14 protein-coding genes, 1 tRNA gene and 1 pseudogene are annotated in these 18,486 nt (G+C 27.2%); 14 read left to right on the top strand and 2 right to left on the bottom strand.

Annotation, left to right across the window (positions count from 1 at the left end; translation table 11 throughout):
* The first annotated feature begins 604 nt into the window (after nt 1-604).
* The 14 genes and pseudogenes from orn to GN160_RS01770 all read left to right on the top strand — a co-directional run bounded on the left by orn (nt 605) and on the right by GN160_RS01770 (nt 13,395).
* Nucleotides 605-1,147, top strand: coding sequence for an oligoribonuclease (orn, locus tag GN160_RS01835; RefSeq protein WP_192379918.1), 543 nt, complete (start codon nt 605-607; stop codon nt 1,145-1,147).
* Nucleotides 1,148-1,264: 117 nt separating this feature from the next.
* Nucleotides 1,265-1,336: transfer RNA gene (locus GN160_RS01830), tRNA-Gly, on the top strand.
* Between the two features lie 353 nt (nt 1,337-1,689).
* Nucleotides 1,690-2,154, top strand: coding sequence for a tRNA (adenosine(37)-N6)-threonylcarbamoyltransferase complex ATPase subunit type 1 TsaE (gene tsaE / locus GN160_RS01825; protein WP_192379916.1), 465 nt, complete (start codon nt 1,690-1,692; stop codon nt 2,152-2,154).
* A gap of 92 nt (nt 2,155-2,246) precedes the next feature.
* Nucleotides 2,247-3,410, top strand: coding sequence for an N-acetylmuramoyl-L-alanine amidase (locus GN160_RS01820; RefSeq protein WP_192379914.1), 1,164 nt, complete (start codon nt 2,247-2,249; stop codon nt 3,408-3,410).
* A gap of 71 nt (nt 3,411-3,481) precedes the next feature.
* Complete coding sequence (gene miaA, locus GN160_RS01815) at nt 3,482-4,447, top strand: tRNA (adenosine(37)-N6)-dimethylallyltransferase MiaA (RefSeq protein ID WP_192379912.1); 966 nt, start codon at nt 3,482-3,484, stop codon at nt 4,445-4,447.
* A 659-nt stretch (nt 4,448-5,106) separates the two neighbouring features.
* Nucleotides 5,107-6,078: pseudogene (gene hflK, locus GN160_RS01810) on the top strand (FtsH protease activity modulator HflK); the annotation flags it as partial.
* 70 nt (nt 6,079-6,148) lie between these two features.
* Nucleotides 6,149-7,186, top strand: coding sequence for a protease modulator HflC (hflC, locus tag GN160_RS01805; protein ID WP_192379909.1), 1,038 nt, complete (start codon nt 6,149-6,151; stop codon nt 7,184-7,186).
* 99 nt (nt 7,187-7,285) lie between these two features.
* Nucleotides 7,286-8,587: an adenylosuccinate synthase gene (locus GN160_RS01800; RefSeq protein WP_192379907.1), complete on the top strand. Its 1,302-nt coding sequence runs from the start codon at nt 7,286-7,288 to the stop codon at nt 8,585-8,587.
* 209 nt (nt 8,588-8,796) lie between these two features.
* Nucleotides 8,797-9,546 carry a 23S rRNA (guanosine(2251)-2'-O)-methyltransferase RlmB gene (rlmB, locus tag GN160_RS01795; protein WP_192379905.1) on the top strand — a complete coding sequence of 250 codons (750 nt, stop codon included), beginning with the start codon at nt 8,797-8,799 and terminating at the stop codon, nt 9,544-9,546.
* A 213-nt stretch (nt 9,547-9,759) separates the two neighbouring features.
* Nucleotides 9,760-10,104: a 30S ribosomal protein S6 gene (rpsF, locus tag GN160_RS01790; RefSeq protein ID WP_225624835.1), complete on the top strand. Its 345-nt coding sequence runs from the start codon at nt 9,760-9,762 to the stop codon at nt 10,102-10,104.
* Between the two features lie 135 nt (nt 10,105-10,239).
* Entirely contained in the window at nt 10,240-10,467 is a 228-nt protein-coding gene (rpsR, locus tag GN160_RS01785; protein ID WP_192379903.1) for a 30S ribosomal protein S18, read from the top strand.
* A gap of 24 nt (nt 10,468-10,491) precedes the next feature.
* Nucleotides 10,492-10,953 carry a 50S ribosomal protein L9 gene (rplI, locus tag GN160_RS01780; RefSeq protein WP_192379902.1) on the top strand — a complete coding sequence of 154 codons (462 nt, stop codon included), beginning with the start codon at nt 10,492-10,494 and terminating at the stop codon, nt 10,951-10,953.
* Nucleotides 10,954-11,090: 137 nt separating this feature from the next.
* Nucleotides 11,091-11,828: a 3'(2'),5'-bisphosphate nucleotidase CysQ gene (gene cysQ / locus GN160_RS01775; RefSeq protein ID WP_192379900.1), complete on the top strand. Its 738-nt coding sequence runs from the start codon at nt 11,091-11,093 to the stop codon at nt 11,826-11,828.
* 1,339 nt (nt 11,829-13,167) lie between these two features.
* Complete coding sequence (locus GN160_RS01770) at nt 13,168-13,395, top strand: hypothetical protein (protein ID WP_192379898.1); 228 nt, start codon at nt 13,168-13,170, stop codon at nt 13,393-13,395.
* A gap of 3,524 nt (nt 13,396-16,919) precedes the next feature.
* Here the strand turns inward: GN160_RS01770 and cgtA are convergent.
* Nucleotides 16,920-17,948, bottom strand: coding sequence for an Obg family GTPase CgtA (gene cgtA / locus GN160_RS01765; protein WP_192379896.1), 1,029 nt, complete (start codon nt 17,946-17,948; stop codon nt 16,920-16,922).
* A 261-nt stretch (nt 17,949-18,209) separates the two neighbouring features.
* Complete coding sequence (gene rpmA, locus GN160_RS01760) at nt 18,210-18,467, bottom strand: 50S ribosomal protein L27 (RefSeq protein ID WP_192379894.1); 258 nt, start codon at nt 18,465-18,467, stop codon at nt 18,210-18,212.
* Between the last annotated feature and the right edge of the window lie 19 nt (nt 18,468-18,486).

The following is an 18,486-nucleotide window of genomic DNA, read 5'->3' as shown; positions in this document are numbered from 1 at the left end:
TTGATTTTCTTTAACATTTAGGATGCTGTAGTAAATATATTGTATTGGGTTAAAGACAACATTTTTGAAAATTATATATCATAAAATTTTATGATTGTAGCAACGGACTTGGTGACTTTTGTACTTTGTATTCTTTGCATTATTATAGTTTTCATAATTTTAACTTTAACAAGTATTTAAGGGTATTTTGTGAACGACGTAGGTCATACTCTATAAGTGTCGTAACTGGTTGTTGGTTGTCAGAAAATGTGCTCAGCATATTTTCTGTTCTAGATGTTATATTGGCTGTGCTTATACTTTCAAAATTATATTTCATAAATTTTGTAATTAAGTATCGATAAATTGTTTATCTCATGTTTATTACATCAAGTGTAACGTCGTTTAATTTTTGGTTAGCTCCATCATGCTCGAAAGTTTAGTTCTAATCGCTACGCAATATCATATTGAAACAACGGCCATATTGTCAAATAATACTTGATTTTTTATTTTCTGTTGTGTTGTTTTTTATATAATTTGATGTATACTGCTTAAATATTTTCTTTATTGTATCGATATAGCTTTAAGACTCACGGTTTCTTCAAAAAATAATGTTTATAGGGTTTATATGAATGAGGACAACTTAGTTTGGATTGATCTTGAGATGACTGGGTTGAATCCCGATTGTGATCGAATTTTGGAGATTGCCACTCTAGTCACTGATGTGAATTTAAATGTTCTTGCAGAAGGTCCTGTATTAGCGATATATCAATCAGATGAGCAGTTATCATGTATGGATCAGTGGAATATTAGTACTCATACTTCTACTGGTTTAATAGATAGGGTCAGAAAAAGTTGTTTTAGTGAAAAGGTATCAGCTACTTTAACATTGGATTTTTTAAAACAGTGGGTGCCTTGCGGTAAATCCCCAATTTGTGGTAATAGTGTGGGTCAAGATCGTCGTTTTTTGTTTCGTTATATGCCGCAATTAGAAAGTTATTTTCATTATCATTGTTTAGATGTTAGCACAATTAGAGAGTTAGTTTACCGTTGGAAACCAGTTATTTTAAATGAGTTAATGATACATAAAACTCATCAAGCATTAGATGATATTCGAAATTCTGTAATTGAGTTGATCTATTACCGTAACCATTTTCTTAGTTTATTGTAACTTATGCAAATTGTTTTTTTTAGATTACATGACTGGATTTTGTGTTTTTGTGAGATGGTAGTATTTATATGTGTATTTTTTTTGTACTTTGGCAATTTTGTTTAAAGTTAAGTTAATGCGGGAATAACTCAGTGGTAGAGTGCAACCTTGCCAAGGTTGGAGTCGCGGGTTCGAGTCCCGTTTCCCGCTGGTTTTAAGATTTTGTAAATATTGTCCATTTATTGAGTGTGAGTTATCACCAATTTAAAATATAATTTTATAATTTTGATGCATGATATGCATGTAAGTGACATAAATATTTTCGCTGATTAATAGCGTTAATTTAAATCTGTTTGCTATCTTGAGGTGGTTCTTACCTAAGTTTCGGTATGTTTCAAAATATTGTAGAAATTTAAATGCTTTATTGCCAAATAATTATACACTTAATTTTACCAGCAATTTGTGTGCTTATGTCAGTAATGTTTTGTTTTTGATATGGGTAATTAATCGGGATTAATTATTTTATAAGTTATCTGACAGTGTAATGTGTTATGAGAGGCTGCATGTTTTTTTTATCCTGTGAATACGATACTATTAAGTTGGGTAGAATAATAGGTTGTGTTTGTATTCCAGGAAGTTTGATTTATTTACAGGGAGAGATTGGAACTGGTAAAACTACTCTTTGTAAGGGCTTTCTGCGATCTTTAGGTTATTCTGGTTCTGTAAAAAGTCCAACTTATACATTGGTTGAGATATATGAAACAGAACGCTGTATTGTTTATCATTTTGACTTTTATCGTATAAGAGACGTTGAAGAGCTTGGACATATTGGAATTATGGATTATTTTAATGATGGCTCTATTTGTGTTATAGAATGGGCAGATAATGGTATTCCAATTTTACCTAAATCAGACATTACGATTAATTTAATTTATTTGGATGATGGTCGGCAGGTAGTTTTAGAATCATTTAGCTCCCTTGGAAATGAAATATTGGAGAAATTGTCATTACAGGGATTTTATTTGTGAAATTTATCAGACTTAGGGTAGTGTTGTTGTTTTTTTGTATATTTTACATTGGAGTAAGTTACTTTCAGTCTTTGTCTTTTAGTAAGGTAAAGATGAATGGTAAAGTTATAAGTAGTATTGCTCTAAATTGTAAGTTTGCTTTTTCCCCTATTTTTAGTCTTTTTTCCTCATTTAATCTAAAAGGGGTAACATCAGATATCATACGTTTTTTTTATCTCAACATTATTTATATTTTGATTAATCTTAATGGTAAAAGTTTTTGGTTTTATTCTATAGCTAACATCTGTAAGGATAATTTAGTTTTTCATTTTTTAGTTACAAACTTAATAAAAGGTGAATATATAAGCTTTTGCCGTGTAATATCAGTCGTTGCAAAACAGATACTATGTTTTTCTCAAGCAATGAGAAAGCGTATTTCAGTTATGCATCTTTTTGATATAAAAATTAAAAAGGATCTTTTTTTTAGTACAATATTAATGGCAAAAAAATCAGTAACAGCAACTGTATTAGATAAATACGACATTCAAAATAATACACCAATTATAGTTGTTATTGATGCTGGTCATGGAGGTCAAGATCCAGGCGCTGTTAGTCGTAATGGGTTATGTGAAAAGAATGTTACAATTGCTATAGCTCGTAAGTTGAGAAATATACTTATTGCAGATAAAAAGTTTAAGCCAATTCTTACAAGAAATGGTGATTGTTTTATTTCTGTAATAGATCGATCTGAGTTTGCTCGTAAGCATGGTGCGAATGTTTTAATATCAATTCATGTCGATTCTGCTTTCAATAAAGAAGTTAAAGGTTTTTCTGTTTGGATATTATCCAGTAGACGTGCCAATAGGGAGATGGATATTTGTCTAGAACAATATAAAAAGAATTCTATTGGCTTTAGAGGTACTTCTAGTTTGTTGACTATTAACAGAGATGTTAATCCTTATTTTAATCAGGTTATTTTAGATTTGCAATTCGGTTATTCTCAGAAAGTAAGTTATGAATTGGGAGTTTGTGTACTGCATCATTTACGTGATTTTGGTAAATTACATAAATTAAAGCCTATTTCATCTAGTTTTGGTGTTTTGCGTTCTCCTGATATTCCATCTTTATTGGTTGAGACTGGTTTTATTAGTAATTCATCTGAAGAAAAATTACTTAGTAATAATTTTTATCAAAAAAAGATAGCTATAGCGATTTATAAAGGTTTGCGAGCTTACTTTATCGCTCATCCATTATATATATCTTCAGATCGTAATTAAAATATTCATGATTAATAAAAAATTGGTTTTTGTTTATTTTTAATTTAAAGTCTGTTATTTATTTGGTTTTTATGTTTGATATAGTAAAATCAGATCTACCACTTGTTATTTTTTTGATGGGTCCTACTGCTTCAGGAAAAACTGCATTAGCGTTAGCCTTAAAAAAAAGATTATCTGTGGAGATTATTAGTGTGGATTCTATGCTGATATATCGCGGGATGAATATTGGTACAGCTAAGCCAGTTTCAGAAGAATTGGTATTGGCTCCACATAAATTAATAGATATTTGTGATCCGTCTGAGTATTATTCAGTTGCAAATTTTTATAGAGATGCATTTCATGAGATTTCAAATATCATTTCAAATGGTAATATACCATTGTTAGTTGGTGGAACAATGTTTTATTTTAAACGATTATTAGAAGGTTTATCTTTTGTTCCTCCAGCAAATCTTGAAGTACGTGATAATATTAGACAAAAAGCGAGATTTATAGGTTGGGGATCGTTATATAGAAAGTTATGGGAAATAGATCCAATTTCAGCAAGTAAGATTCATCCAAATGACAAAGTGAGATTGTTGCGAGCATTAGAGATATTTTGGATATCTGGTAAAACTATGGCAGAATTGACAAAGATTATTTATTACAAACCTTTAACAAAAACACATTCGGTATATCAATTTGCCATTTATCCGAGAGATGTTGGGGTATTGTATAAACAAATTGAACAGCGATTTTACCACATGCTGGATATTGGATTTGAAGATGAAGTAAATGTTTTGTATTCTAGGGCAGATTTAAATAAAAATTTCTCATCTATTCGTAGTGTAGGTTATCGTCAGATGTGGTCTTATTTATCCGGAGAAATTGATTATGATGAAATGGTGTTACGTGCTATTCAAGCCACACGTCAACTTGCTAAACATCAAATGACTTGGTTACGTAAGTGGTGCAATCTTCATCGGTTAAGTAATGAAGATATTTGTTTTTCTGTTGATAAGATATTAAATGTTATTGGCTCTTCCTCGAATGCAAGATGATCTGTGAACTATAAGTGAATGATTAATAGAAATATAAAATTTTAGTAAATCATTTATCTATTTTTTAGGATTTTGTATGAAAGTCGATTTTGTCGATAGTAATATGTTTATATCTCATTGAGTGAGTAATGTTTTGTATATTTTATTAGTTTCTTTGTTGTTGTTTCGTTGATATTAGTTTATTAGTGTTGGGCATTTGTATTTTAAATTATTTTTAACACATTGAATATCTGTTAGGGTTTAAGAGTTGTGCCGTTTACTTAATAGTTAATTAGAATAATAGTTATATTTTATACTTAGATTGTTTCACATAAGTGTTATTTAATTACTGAAGGGCAAAGGTGAAGGTTCAGGTAGTGTACTCTTAAATAGTTATTTAATGATATCTAATAATCGAGAAAATAAAGGCTTACATTAGCAATAATTTTTTGATATGATTACGAAAATTAAGTTGTAGTTTTGAATTTTCATTGCAATTATTTTTCTGTTTTACCGTACGCAGGTATAAAAAATAAAGATCGTTCTCTGGGTAATAGTAGTATAATATGTTCAATTTTAGATTTGATGTATTCAATATTGGTAATGGTGCTATGATGGGAATACCTGAAAAAAAGATTTATCATTATCTTTTTATGGTTTTGTTTGTGCTTTCACTTTGTTGGGTTGTTAGTGGATTTTACACCATCAAAGAAGCTGAGCGCGGGGTGGTTCTTCGTTTCGGAAAATTTGATCATTTGGTATATCCTGGTCTTAATTGGAAACCAACTTTTCTTGATGTAGTTATTCCTGTCAACGTTGAATCAGTACGTGAATTGGCGGCATCTGGCACAATGTTGACTTCTGATGAAAATGTAGTGCGGGTTGAGATGAACGTACAGTATCGTGTGACTGAACCGGAAAGGTATTTATTTAGTGTTGTCAACGCTGATTATAGTTTGCGTCAAGCTACGGATAGTGCACTACGTGGTGTAATTGGAAAATATACTATGGATCGTATTTTAACAGAAGGTCGTACTGTGGTGAGGAGTGATACTCGACGTGTATTAGAAAATACTATTTATCCTTATAATATGGGTATTACACTTTTAGATGTTAATTTTCAAACTGCTCGTCCACCAGAAGAAGTAAAAGCAGCTTTCGATGATGCTATTGCTGCTCGTGAAAATGAACAACAGTATATTCGTGAAGCAGAAGCATATGCAAATGAAGTACAACCTCGTGCTAATGGGCAAGCGCAACGAATTTTAGAGGAAGGTAAAGCCTATAAGGCGCGTACTGTATTTAAGGCTCAAGGTGAGGTAGAAAGATTTTCTAAAATTTTACCGGAATATAAAGCCGCTCCGAGAATTACTAGAGAAAGATTATATATAGATACAATGGAGCGTGTATTGCGTAATACACACAAAATATTAATTAATGAAAAGTTGTCTAATAATTTTGTGGTCTTATCTATGGAACAAATTTTTGGATTTTCTCATAAAGATCGTCAGATTAATAAAATTGCTGCTAATAATGTTTTACAATCTTCAATATTAGACAATCATAGATTATCAGATAATAATAATGATGTGGTTTTAGTGCGAGATACAGATTTTAATAGTATCGCTAACAGGAAAATAGTTAATAATTAATAAATATCGCGATTTTAATCAATCTAAATGATGTAGTCACAAATAAAAGAGGTTAATTAATATAGAGAGTATGCGTAATTTTTTTGCATTCAGTCTTGTTGTGGTTTTTTTGGTATTGTATTCTTCGTTATTTATAGTTCAGGAAGGGCAGCGAGGTATCATGTTGCGTTTTGGCAAAGTTTTACGCGATGCTGATAAAAATCCGTTGGTTTATATTCCTGGTTTGCATATGAAAATACCATTTATTGAAACGGTAAAGAATCTTGATGCACGTATCCAGACTATGGAAAATCAGGCAGATCGTTTTGTAACTATGGAAAAAAAAGATTTGATTGTTGATTCTTATGTTAAATGGCGTATTAGTGATTTTAGTCGTTATTATTTAGCGACTGGTGGAGGAGATATTTCTCAAGCAGAAGTTTTAATAAAGCGTAAATTTTCTGATCGTTTACGTTCTGAGCTTGGTAAGCTTGATGTTCAAGGTATTGTTACTGATTCGCGTAATCGATTAATGAATGATGTTCGTGAATCATTAAATTATGGTACTTCTGGTAGTAGTAATAACAATGAAGATTCGGAAGTTGCAGCTATTGATAATGTTATTTCTTCTGTTTCTAACTATGCAGAATTAGAAACATTTAATAGTTGTTCTTTAAGAATTAATCCTAATAGTATGGCTGCGTTAGGAATTGAGATTGTTGATGTACGAATAAAGCAAATTAATTTACCTACAGAAGTTTCTGATGCTATTTATCAGCGTATGCGTGCAGAGCGTGAAGCTGTTGCTCGTCGTCATCGTTCTCAAGGCCAAGAGGTTGCAGAAAAGTTGCGTGCATCCGCTGATTATGAAGTTACTCGTACTTTAGCAGAAGCTGAGCGTCAGTCTTTAATAATTCGTGGTGAAGCAGATTCAGAAACAGCGAAGTTGTATGCTAATACTTTCAATGAGGATCCTTATTTTTATTCGTTTATCCGTAGTTTGGATGCGTATGAGAATAGTTTTAATAATAATATGAATAATATAATGTTGCTTAGTCAGAATAGTGATTTTTTTCGTTTTATGCATTCCTCTAAAAATATCGTTGATAACAATCAATTGAAACGTTAGTTTGCTTTTGTATTTAGAATTTCTTTTTTTTATTATTGATTTGTTTTTTGTATTTTAAGCAATTTAGTTAATTATTAAGATTTTGGTGATTTAAATATAATGAGAAAAAGTATTGTAGTATTGGGTGCTCAATGGGGTGATGAAGGTAAAGGCAAGATAGTCGATTTATTATCTAGGCATGCCAAGTATGTTGTACGATATCAAGGAGGAGATAATGCTGGCCATACTTTATTTTTTAATCAAAATAAGGTCGTCCTTCATGTAATTCCTTCTGGAATATTGCGGAGGGGTGTTACGGGGATAATAGGTAATGGAGTGATGTTATCGCCTCATTCTTTAATAACTGAGATAAAAGAATTAGAAAGAATAGGTATTGAGGTACGTAATCGTCTTTTTATATCTGAATCTTGTTTTCTTGTTCTTGCTTATCATGTTTCCATGGATGTAATGCGGGAAAAATTAAGTAATAGACATTCAATAGGTACTACGGGACGAGGTATAGGTCCAGCATATGAAGATAAGGTAGCTCGTCGTGCTTTACGTATTGGTGATTTGAAAAATTTACATATTTTTTCAGATAAATTAAAAGAAGTAATGGATTATTATAATTTTCAATTAGTACATTATTATAACTCAAAAAAAATTGATTACCAAAAGGTATTAGATGGTATACTTCAGATATCTGATATTTTAATTTCCATGTCAATTGATGTTGCAACTTTTTTAAATAAAGCTCGTCAAGAACAGTTATTAATTATTTTTGAAGGCGCTCAGGGTGTATTATTAGATGTTGATCATGGTACTTATCCTTATGTAACTTCTTCTAATACAGTATTAGCTGCCGCCACTCTTGGTTGTGGTTTGAATCCTTATTTTACAGATTATGTTTTAGGCGTGATAAAGGCATACACAACTCGTGTTGGTTTAGGTCCATTTCCTACTGAATTATGTGATGGTATTGGAGATTTTTTATGTGTTAATGGAAAAGAATTTGGATCTACTACTGGTCGTCGACGTAGAATAGGCTGGCTTGATGTTGTTGCTTTACGTTATGCAGTACAAGCTAATGCGTTTTCTAGTTTTTGTTTGACTAAGCTTGATGTGTTAGATGGATTAAAAGAGATAAAGATTTGTATAGCTTATCGTATGTCAGATGGTTCGGTTCTTCATAAAATGCCTTCTGCTTTTAAAAGTTGGGAAGTTATTGAACCAGTTTATGAAACTTTATCGGGTTGGCATGATAGCACTTCTGGTATTAAATTATTTAGTAAATTACCACCTGCCGCTCGTTTTTATGTAAAGCGTATTGAGGAACTAACTGATATACCGATTCATATTATTTCTACAGGTCCTGAACGTCAAGAGACTATTATTTTGGAAGATTCAGTTATTAGTCTATGAAATTGTAATTTGAAATGGTTTATATCCAATTTTTGTATTTTTAAGACATGGTTTTAGTTTTGCATCTACTTTATTCTTTCATGAAAATTTTGTTTATGTAATTGTAATGTTAATATTAATTGTAGATGATTTGTTGCATACAGTTTAAATTTAATTTTGTAATATTATTTATTTTGATATTTAAAATAAAGTATGGTTAAATTTATTTTATGTGTGAATTTATATACGGTATTCATGCCATTCAATCTTTATTAGATAAAGATCCCCATGCTTTTTTAAAAGTTTATATTACCAATGAATTTTCTTGTAATAATAACCGTTTAAAGATTTTGTTTAGTAAACTAGAAGAGATTTGTCTTGTAGAAAAAGTACAGAGTCGTTATTGGTTGCTAAAAAAAATTGGTTTTTCTTCTCACCAAGGAATAGTTGCTAAAGTTCGTAGAAAAATTGATTTTCGTGAGAATTATTTATTAGATTTTTTAGCTAAAGAAGATAATCCATTAATTTTAGTTTTGGATTGTGTTACTGATCCTCATAATCTAGGGGCATGTTTACGTTGTGCTAGCGTTTTTGGCGTGCATGTTGTGATTGTACCTCGTAATCGTTCCTCTAAAATAAATGCTACGGTTAGAAAGGTAGCTTGTGGCGCTGCAGAAGTTATTCCTTTAATTCGTGTTACTAATTTAGTTCGTACATTGCAGTTACTTAAGAAAAAAGACATAAGAGTTATAGGTACCGTACCGAAATCTGATATTTATTTGCATAAAATTAATTTGATTGGAAAAATAGCATTAATTATGGGATCTGAAAGTAGTGGTATTAGAAATTTAACTAAAAAAACTTGTGATGATTTGGTTAGTATTCCAATGTTTTCTAATGGTTCTATTATTTCTCTTAATGTCGCTGTAGCTACAGGTATTTGTTTATTTGAGGTTACGCGACAAAAAAATAATCTTTAATTTTAGTTGTATTTTTGATTGCGTATGTTGTTTTTTTTAGTAAATTTAGTATCATGCAAAAGCGTGCGATGTATTTTCTATTGTGTATTGTTAGGTTGGTTTGGTATTTTATGTTATTTTTATGAGAAGTGTTTTATTTACATGACTGTGCTAAATAGATATTTGGTATTGTTGTAGTTATTTATGGTTTTATAAGATATGTATGGAGTTCTTATGATGCGTCATTACGAAATTGTTTTAATGATTAATCCTGATTATAGTGAGCATATTGATAGTATGATTGAACAATATAGGAATCTTATATTAGTTGATAATGGAATAATACATCGTTTGGAAGATTGGGGGCGTCGTACTTTAGCATATCCAATTAAAAAATTGCATAAGGCTTATTATATTTTATTAAATATAGAGGTTTCTTTTAAAACCTTGAGTAAATTGGAGAATACTTTCAAATTTAATGATAATATAATTCGTAATATGATTATAAAAGTGAAAAAAGCAATTACTGATTCATCCCCGATGATGCAGGTTAAGGATAAGGATTCACATAGTATTTAATTGTAGAAGATTAATGATAATAGTGGTAGATAGTTTTTAGTGTTTTATGATGAATGATAAGTATAATTTGCGCGTTGTTAGGTTGATGGATTAATATGTATTAATGCGATTATTCTAATATTTGGGAAATTTTTTATGGTGTATTATTCTCGTGGTCGTAAATTTTGTAGATTTAACATAGATAAATATGTTGAAATTGATTATAAAGATATCTCGAAGTTGAAAAATTATGTTATAGAGAGTGGTAAAATTGTTCCTAGTAGGATTACGGGGTCTGCTGCAAAATTTCAGCGTCGTTTGTCACGTGCTATTAAAAGGGCGCGCTATATTGCCTTTTTACCTTATACAGATAGTCATCTTTAGTTAGTATTTTGTGATGTAGAATTTATGAAACAATTACGTGTTATTTTGTTAGAAAAAGTTGATAATCTCGGTGAGGTGGGTTTTTTGTTTTATGTTAAAGCTGGATATGCTCGTAATTTTTTATTTCCCACTGGAAAAGCCATTATTGCTACAAAGAAAAATATTTCACGTTTTAAAAATAAGCAGAGTGAATTAGAAAGTAAATTTTTGCAATTACAGATGATGGCTAGAGTGCGTTCAGAAAAAATTAATGCTCTTGGGTCGATTGTCATTTTATCCAAGGTAGGCGCAGAAGGTAAATTATTTGGTTCTGTAGGTGCTCGTGATATAGCTATTGCTATAACTAATGCTGGAGTCAAAGTATCTAAAAATGAGGTTAGGGTCTCTAATAAAGGTTTGCGTGTTGTTGGGAATCATACAGTTAAAATTAAATTATATAGTGGAATTTATTCCAGCGTGGTTGTAACTATTTCTTCAGAAATTTAGTTTTTATTCTTTAATTTAAATAAGTATATTAAAATAAATGTGATAAATTTTTACATGTAAGGTATTTTTGATATTTATAATATCGTATGGTACATTAAAAAAAATGATCTTAAATATTCTATTATGTTATTTTATTTATGATTGAAAAAATTATTAGGCTTTCCCGTAAAGCTGGGAAAGCAATTATGAGGTTTTATAATAATAAAAGGTTTTTTTTTGTAGATAAGAAACAGGATAGTTCTCCTGTAACTAGTGCTGATTTGATTTCGCATAAGATCATTATTTGTGGATTGCGTCGTTTAACACCTGATGTTCCTATTGTTTCTGAAGAGGATTGTTTTTCTTTTAAGAAGGATTCCGATTTTTTTTGGTTGGTTGATCCATTAGATGGCACCAAGGAATTTTTAAAGCGAAATAATGAATTTACTGTTAATATTGCTTTAGTTAAAAATGGTATACCTGTAGTTGGTGTAATATATGCTCCAGCTATTAATTGTTTGTATACTGCGTATAATGGTCAAGCATGGAAAGATAATGGTTATAATAAACATTTAATTCATGTTAAGAATATTTTTCCGCCAACTATTGTTGTAAGTCGTTTTCATTTAAATGAAAACGACTTACAACAATATTTATTGAAATTTAAAAAATATAGACTTATTAGGGTTGGTTCGTCGTTGAAATTTTGTATGATAGCTGAGGGTAAGGCACAATTTTATCCGAGTTTTTCTTCTATCAAATTATGGGATACAGCTGCAGGTTATGCTGTAGCAATGGCTGCTGGTGCTAAGATTATTGATTGGCATGGTTCTTCCCTGGCATATACGTTATGTGATTCTTTTCTGAATCCTGGTTTTGAAGTATCATTGTATTAAATATTTATTCAAGTACCTAGATATTGGGTTTATAGTTTTGTTATTAAACGATTTTTGAATTTTAATTTTGACGGATATTTATTGAGTATGATATTTGTATGGAGATTTAAATATTAGAATTTGTTTATATGTTATTGTTTATTCATCCACATAATTTAAAAATGTTATTATTGTTTTGAGTATTGTTTTTTATTTTTTTTGTTAATTGTTCTTTTATTGTTTTCTGATATTTTGACTCTAATTGGAGAATTGAATAAGTAAATTATACTATAATATATGTACAGAGTGTAATTATATTGATGTTAATGAAATGGTTTAAGTATATGTTTTAAGAGTAGGGTTAGTAACATTATTTGTGTAGAATTATGGTTATTAAAACGTTGTTATCCGGAAATTGATTTTTTTAGTTTGTTGGTTCATTTTTTTAAAGATAGTATTGGTGTCTTGATAGAGTAGTATAAGTAATTTTTTTTTGGACTTTTGTCAAGGATGTTGGAATACGATATTGTTTGTAAGCTAATGTTAATTAAGGTGTGATTCTCAGTAAAAATTAATGTCAGGTAGAAGTAAGATAGCGTAATATTTTAAACTATTTTGATTATGAAGAATTAAAGTAGAAATTTTTAAATTTTTCTTCGTTACAAGGTTATTTAAATGTAAAATTTAATATTAGTCAACTTTTTGTTTCCTTAATTAATCAACAAATCTTTCTAAAAAATTGATTTTGATGGTTTGTTTATTAAAATTTTGATTAAGTTAATCTTTATGTATCATAAATTAAAAAAGTTATTTATATAATGTATTTAATATTAAAAATAAGTGATTTTATCATGTTCTTTTATTGGCTACATTAAATAAAAAAGTAATTTTAGTTTCTACTGACTGGTTTAATTCTGTGATAATATTTCCAAATTTTGTCTATGGTTAATAAAGTAAAGTATTATTTTTAGATATTTTAGTTAATTTTAGAAATAGTTTTAAACTGGAGTGGATTATGTAATGAAAATTGAGTTAAAATTAGTGTGATTTAGAAAAGACGTGTATAAATTAGTATGGTTGTGACTTAGAGAATAAGTTAAGTTTATTTTTTATTAAAAGATAATAGGTTTTAGTATAGAATTCTTTCATTAAGTAATTCGTTAGTAAGATGTTATTTGTTATAAAGTGGGTCTAAGATTGACAGTATTAAAGATGTGCAGTTTATTTTACAATTATGGATATTATTAGTTATTGAGATAACGTGAAGGTCGGTATTCTTCTTGTAATTTATGTTTCGTTATTGATCATTTTATTTAAATTAATAATTTGACATACATTATGATGTTCATGTATTCAGTAATTGATATTAGTTGTATTAAGTAGAATAGTAATTGTTTATTTACCTTTATATTTGGTAATAGTTGTTTCTGTTTTGTATATATATAATAAATTATGGGGTTTTGATTTTAATTTTCTTGTTGTACGTTATAAAAAAGTTTGGGTCGTCGGTATTTTAGAAAAAGATCGTTTTATAGATCATGTTGTTTTTTATTGGATGAAAATTAAAAAATTTATGAATGCCCCTTAATCTTTAAGGTTGTTTTTGATGTTGATCATGGTATTTGTGAATATAAATTTAATATTTACTTTTTAGAAGTGATAAATGTACATGATTTGATGTTTTCAATTAGTTATTGAGTTTTTATAATATCAGTATAATTTTATTGTTAAATTATGGGATTTGTCATTTTTAGATTTTGTTAAATTAGTGAATTAATATTAAAAAAATGATTTTTAAATTAAGTATTGAATTAGGAATGCAATGACAATGCATGTTTAAGACTGATTAAATTAGATATAGTTATTTTTTAATTAAATGTAATAAATGAGATTGGTTTATGTTTCTATTTTGATTTAGGTTCTGATTTATAATCTTTCTGTTGGAATTTACTTATTTTTCTTTTATAGCGAGGTTGTTTTAAATTTAATATTTTATTTTGCAGTTTATTATGTTTCTGCGCTATACATTTCTTTCCTGGATAGTAGTTCACAAGATCTTATTTTAGTGAATTGGAATATGATCTTTTTGGTATTAATATTAGTATAAAATATATTTGGCTTTATTATTTAAAGGTGTATGGTAGCAATAGGATTAAATATTAATTAATCATCTGAAAATAAAGGGAATTTTGCATTGCATATAAAGAACATTGGTTTTTAGACGATTGTAGATAAATTAAATAAAATGAAATTAGTATAATTATTTTTTGAAAGTTTGTTTTTTATTATACGACATCTTAATATTAATAATTTATTTCTTAATTTAGATGGTATTGTTTCAGTATTAGATAAACTTAAGATTTGTTTGTAAATTAATAATAATTAATTCAAAATATTTCTTATTTAAATAATGAGAGTTACGTTATTTTATAAATTTTTTTCTTAAATTAAATATTTTTGACTTAATTTTCTGATATTAATAATTATCGGGTTTATTTAACCAAATTATTATATATTATATCTTGAAAATTAGCATTAAAATTGTCGTTTTAGATACATTAGTAAATTTTATTATTGAAGGTATTGATTATTCAAATTTATTTTAAAAGCATTATAGTAATTTATTAATTATTAAATTTTGCTTGCAATGATTTATGTATAATCAATGTTTAGAATGAAAAAGTTTAAAAATTAGTTTGTCGTACGTTAAATTCAGTCTTTCAGAATATCTTCTTTGTTATTGTAAGTATTTAATGAATGTTTAATTTTGATGTTTTAAGTAAAAATTATCTGAAAAAGAAGGAGCAAGGTTTATGATATTTAATTATTTGGACGATAAATTATATACTAAAGTTAGTATTCAATTTTATTTGATGGATAATTATTTTTTTTTGGTTGTTAAATCGTTTCCTGGTTTCCATTTAAATTAATATTAGATATTCAGAAAGTTAAATTTTTATTAGTTATTAGTTTATATGATTATTTGTTAGAATTATTGCTTCATATTTATAGGATAAATTATGGATTTTTATTAATTAGAATGTTACTCTAAATTTTAAAAATTTTTATTGACAGATAGTATTTTATTATTATGGAAATGATATTAATGATTATATTTACTATAAATTCAATATTTTATATATTGAATGGTAATTGTATAGATTTTATATAAGAATAAATTTTCAGGATCGTTGTGTGAGTTGATTTTTTAAATTATTTTTAATAAATTATATTAACAATTTCAATAAATTGTTTTTTTTACGATCGTCTTATTTATCGAGTAAAATTTTTGTTAATGGTGTTGTATGAAGTAATTGTTAAATATTATATATTTTAAAAATAAACTTAATTAGTAAAATTAAAGATAAATATTTTATTTTTCAAAAATCGTGTAGTAGAGATGTTTTTGGTAGGCGGTTAATTTTATAATTTTTTACAGTTAGATAATGGTGCTATAAAATTAAAGGAAATTTTATTAATAATTTTATTTTAGCTTTTAATATTGTTTATCGTATTTTGATATTATTTTCTCGTTTTTTAAAGGTTAATTTGAAGGGTTCTATTAAATTATGTGGTTCTTTTCAAGATCTTGTATTGTTTACAGATATTTTATTTTATTTTTCGTGTTATATTTTTTAAAAAATTATTTTTTGATGAGATATATATGAGAATAGCACTATGGTATAATAATAAAATTGGACAGCATGTCATTGCATTATTAATTAAATAGCTTATTTTGATAGTTTTATATGTTACCTAATTATGGATGACGTTGTGAGAAAGTAGTCTTTGTTTAAAATTGTTATTATTTAGAATGATGGGGAAGTAGAATATAATTTAATGATGTTTTTAAATTTTATGATTTAAATGATATAGTGCTATTAAAGAATTTATCGTGTTAAGTTTTTTAGATAATTACAATCGGTTGATGATTCTAATTGTAATTATTCAAGTGCAATGGAAATTATTTTTACAGGTTTTTATTATTGGAGATAATCAGGTGTAAATTTTAGTCACGTCGAAAACTTTATTTTATCCGAGAAAATAGAGTTGATATTTTTTAGAATATTTTAATTTAGTGAACTTTTATTATTTATTATTTTTTAGTTTATAAATTTATGGATTTATAGATTTTTTCTGATTTTTTTAGAGTAGTAATGAAAATAATTTTTTTGTAATTTCTTATTTTGTAATCAAGATGAATTAAAATTAGTAATTATTTATATGGAAAATTATATTTTGAAATTTGATATTTTCATGTTTAATAAATTTTAAGAACGATTATTTATTTTTGAAGTATAAAATTAGGACATTTGAAAATGGTTATTTTGTGTAGATGTGATTTTTTAACATTATAAAATTATTCAAAAATTTTGAGTAATTCAAATTTTTGCGATGTGATGTGAAAAGAAATTTATTTATTGTTGAGTTGTAATGAACATTATTTTATTAATTTATTATATTTCTTTACGATAATTTATTATTTTTCAACATTTTCAATATTGTGATAAATATAATTTAGATGGTTTTTATTTAAATACTGCAGTTATTCTTGATTAAAATAATATTGTGGGTAATATTTTGGTAGGATTGGGAATGTTTGATTTATTGATTTTATGAGATTTGAAGTGTTTTTTATTTAATAATGTGAATAATAATCTTTATTGTATTTACTACGTGGTTAAAGATTGTAAAGATTTGATGCAAGAAGAATATGCTTGTAATGTTTATACTGGCCAAAATGGATATTTTAAAAGTGGTAAATTTTGGCTTAAATTGGTAAGGTATTTAGTGTTAATAATTTTATTTTAAATACTCAAGAGATGGGCAATATCTTCATTTTGTAATATTCAGCAAATACATTGTTTAAAATTAGAATTGTAGTATAAATTTAAGTGTTTTGATTTCTTATTTATTTTAACTGTGCTTATTATTTGTTACTGTAGTTTTTGTATGGAAGCGTAATCTGATTTAAATTAAATTTTTTTGATTTGTTATATTTATCTTATTTTAATGAGAATGCATAATTAAAGTAGGATAGATATAATTAAAATAAGATAGATAGTAAAAGTTATATGTGAATTTTTGTTGTTTTTTGTTTATTTTTGTATTTCAGAGATTTCTAAGGAAAGAAATTATATCTGAACACAATTTTTTAATACCATAATTTTTCATTGTAGATATTAAGTAGCATTTTGTTTCTGGTTTTAGTTTAGATATATTGTGTGTTATTTTTTTTATTGTTTCGTTGTTAGATATTAGATCTGTTTTATTAAAAATTAGCCAGGAAGGTTTTTTTATAAGTTTTGTATTGTAATATTTTAGTTCGTTATGAATTATTTGGATATTTTCTATTGGATTTGAGTTACTTAATGATTTAATGTCTATAAAATATAATATTATCTTGCATGGTTCTAGGTGTTTTAGAAAATGTATTCCCAATCCAGCTCCTTTGTGAGATCCTTTAATTAATGCAGGTATTTCTATGACTGAGAAATTATCGTTATTGGAATCGTTGTTTATATGTACAAAACCAATATTAGGTGTTAAGGTAGTGAATGGGTAATATGCTATTTTTGGTCTTGTTGTGGATATTTTGTCTAGAAATGTAGATTTACCGGTGTTTGGTAGACCGACAATACCGATGTCTGCTTTTAAAGTTAACTCTAGTTTGATTTTTCTTTTTTCTCCTTCTTTTTTATTTTTTTTATTTTTTATAGTTGAAACATAAAAATCTTTACGTAATTTAGAATAATTATTTTTTGAATCATGTATTCCACCTTTAGCTATTATTAGACTTTGTTTATGATATAATAATTTTCCTATTATCTTTTTTGTATCCAAATCACTTACTATAGTTCCGATCGGAACCTGAATTATGGTGTCTTTACCTTTTTTGCCTGTACATCCTCTAGTTTTCCCATCTTCTCCTCTATTTCCATTAAAAATTTTTTTCTTAAAAAATTTTTTTAATGTATCAATTCTTTTGTCAGCTAGTAAATAGATGTTACCTCCATTACCTCCATTGCTGTTGTTTTTTTTATAGTCTTTGTTCTTTTGTTTTTTGTTAAAGAAATTAGTATAACTTTTACCACTATCTCCAGCTTGTACTGTTATATTCACTTCATCATTGTATTTCATTTTTTAATTTTAGAATTTTGTTTTAAACTAAGATTTATAATATTACGTTTATTTTATTCAAACAATACCCATTTCATTTATAGTTATATTATTAAAATAAAAATTTTCATCAAATATTTAAATTAGGATGTTTGTTACGGTTAATAGAACCGATTATATTTTAGTTTTATTTTTTTTAATTTTCTTATTGTGAAGTAAATGCATAAATTGTTCTATTTTTTTTAATTTCAAGAATTATATTTTACTAATTATTATTAGAAATTATTCAGAAATAATATTAATAAATCTTCGTTGATTTTTTCCTTTTTTTGTAAATTTGATTATTCCATTTTTTAAAGCAAATAATGTATAATCTTTGCCACAACCTACGTTGTTCCCTGCATGGAATTTATTACCACGTTGACGTACGATAATATTACCTATATTTACTTTTTCTCCTCCAAAGTGTTTTATACCTAAGCGTTTACCTTTTGAATCTCGGCCGTTACGAGTTGATCCACCAGCTTTTTTATGTGCCATTTTGATATATATCCTTTTT

The organism is Blochmannia endosymbiont of Colobopsis nipponica, from assembly GCF_014857065.1.
GTDB lineage: Bacteria > Pseudomonadota > Gammaproteobacteria > Enterobacterales > Enterobacteriaceae > Blochmanniella.
The sequence above is the reverse complement of the archived record's forward strand: the minus strand, read 5'-3'. Positions and strand labels throughout refer to the sequence as shown.

Excerpts from the sequence above, each read along its gene's own strand:
- orn (WP_192379918.1), top strand. The coding sequence starts at position 605 with ATGAATGAGGACAACTTAGTTTGGATTGATCTTGAGATGACTGGGTTG.
- tsaE (WP_192379916.1), top strand. The coding sequence starts at position 1,690 with ATGTTTTTTTTATCCTGTGAATACGATACTATTAAGTTGGGTAGAATA.
- GN160_RS01820 (WP_192379914.1), top strand. The coding sequence starts at position 2,247 with ATGAATGGTAAAGTTATAAGTAGTATTGCTCTAAATTGTAAGTTTGCT.
- miaA (WP_192379912.1), top strand. The coding sequence starts at position 3,482 with ATGTTTGATATAGTAAAATCAGATCTACCACTTGTTATTTTTTTGATG.
- hflC (WP_192379909.1), top strand. The coding sequence starts at position 6,149 with ATGCGTAATTTTTTTGCATTCAGTCTTGTTGTGGTTTTTTTGGTATTG.
- GN160_RS01800 (WP_192379907.1), top strand. The coding sequence starts at position 7,286 with ATGAGAAAAAGTATTGTAGTATTGGGTGCTCAATGGGGTGATGAAGGT.
- rlmB (WP_192379905.1), top strand. The coding sequence starts at position 8,797 with ATGTGTGAATTTATATACGGTATTCATGCCATTCAATCTTTATTAGAT.
- rpsF (WP_225624835.1), top strand. The coding sequence starts at position 9,760 with ATGATGCGTCATTACGAAATTGTTTTAATGATTAATCCTGATTATAGT.
- rpsR (WP_192379903.1), top strand. The coding sequence starts at position 10,240 with ATGGTGTATTATTCTCGTGGTCGTAAATTTTGTAGATTTAACATAGAT.
- rplI (WP_192379902.1), top strand. The coding sequence starts at position 10,492 with ATGAAACAATTACGTGTTATTTTGTTAGAAAAAGTTGATAATCTCGGT.
- cysQ (WP_192379900.1), top strand. The coding sequence starts at position 11,091 with ATGATTGAAAAAATTATTAGGCTTTCCCGTAAAGCTGGGAAAGCAATT.
- cgtA (WP_192379896.1), bottom strand. The coding sequence starts at position 17,948 with ATGAAATACAATGATGAAGTGAATATAACAGTACAAGCTGGAGATAGT.
- rpmA (WP_192379894.1), bottom strand. The coding sequence starts at position 18,467 with ATGGCACATAAAAAAGCTGGTGGATCAACTCGTAACGGCCGAGATTCA.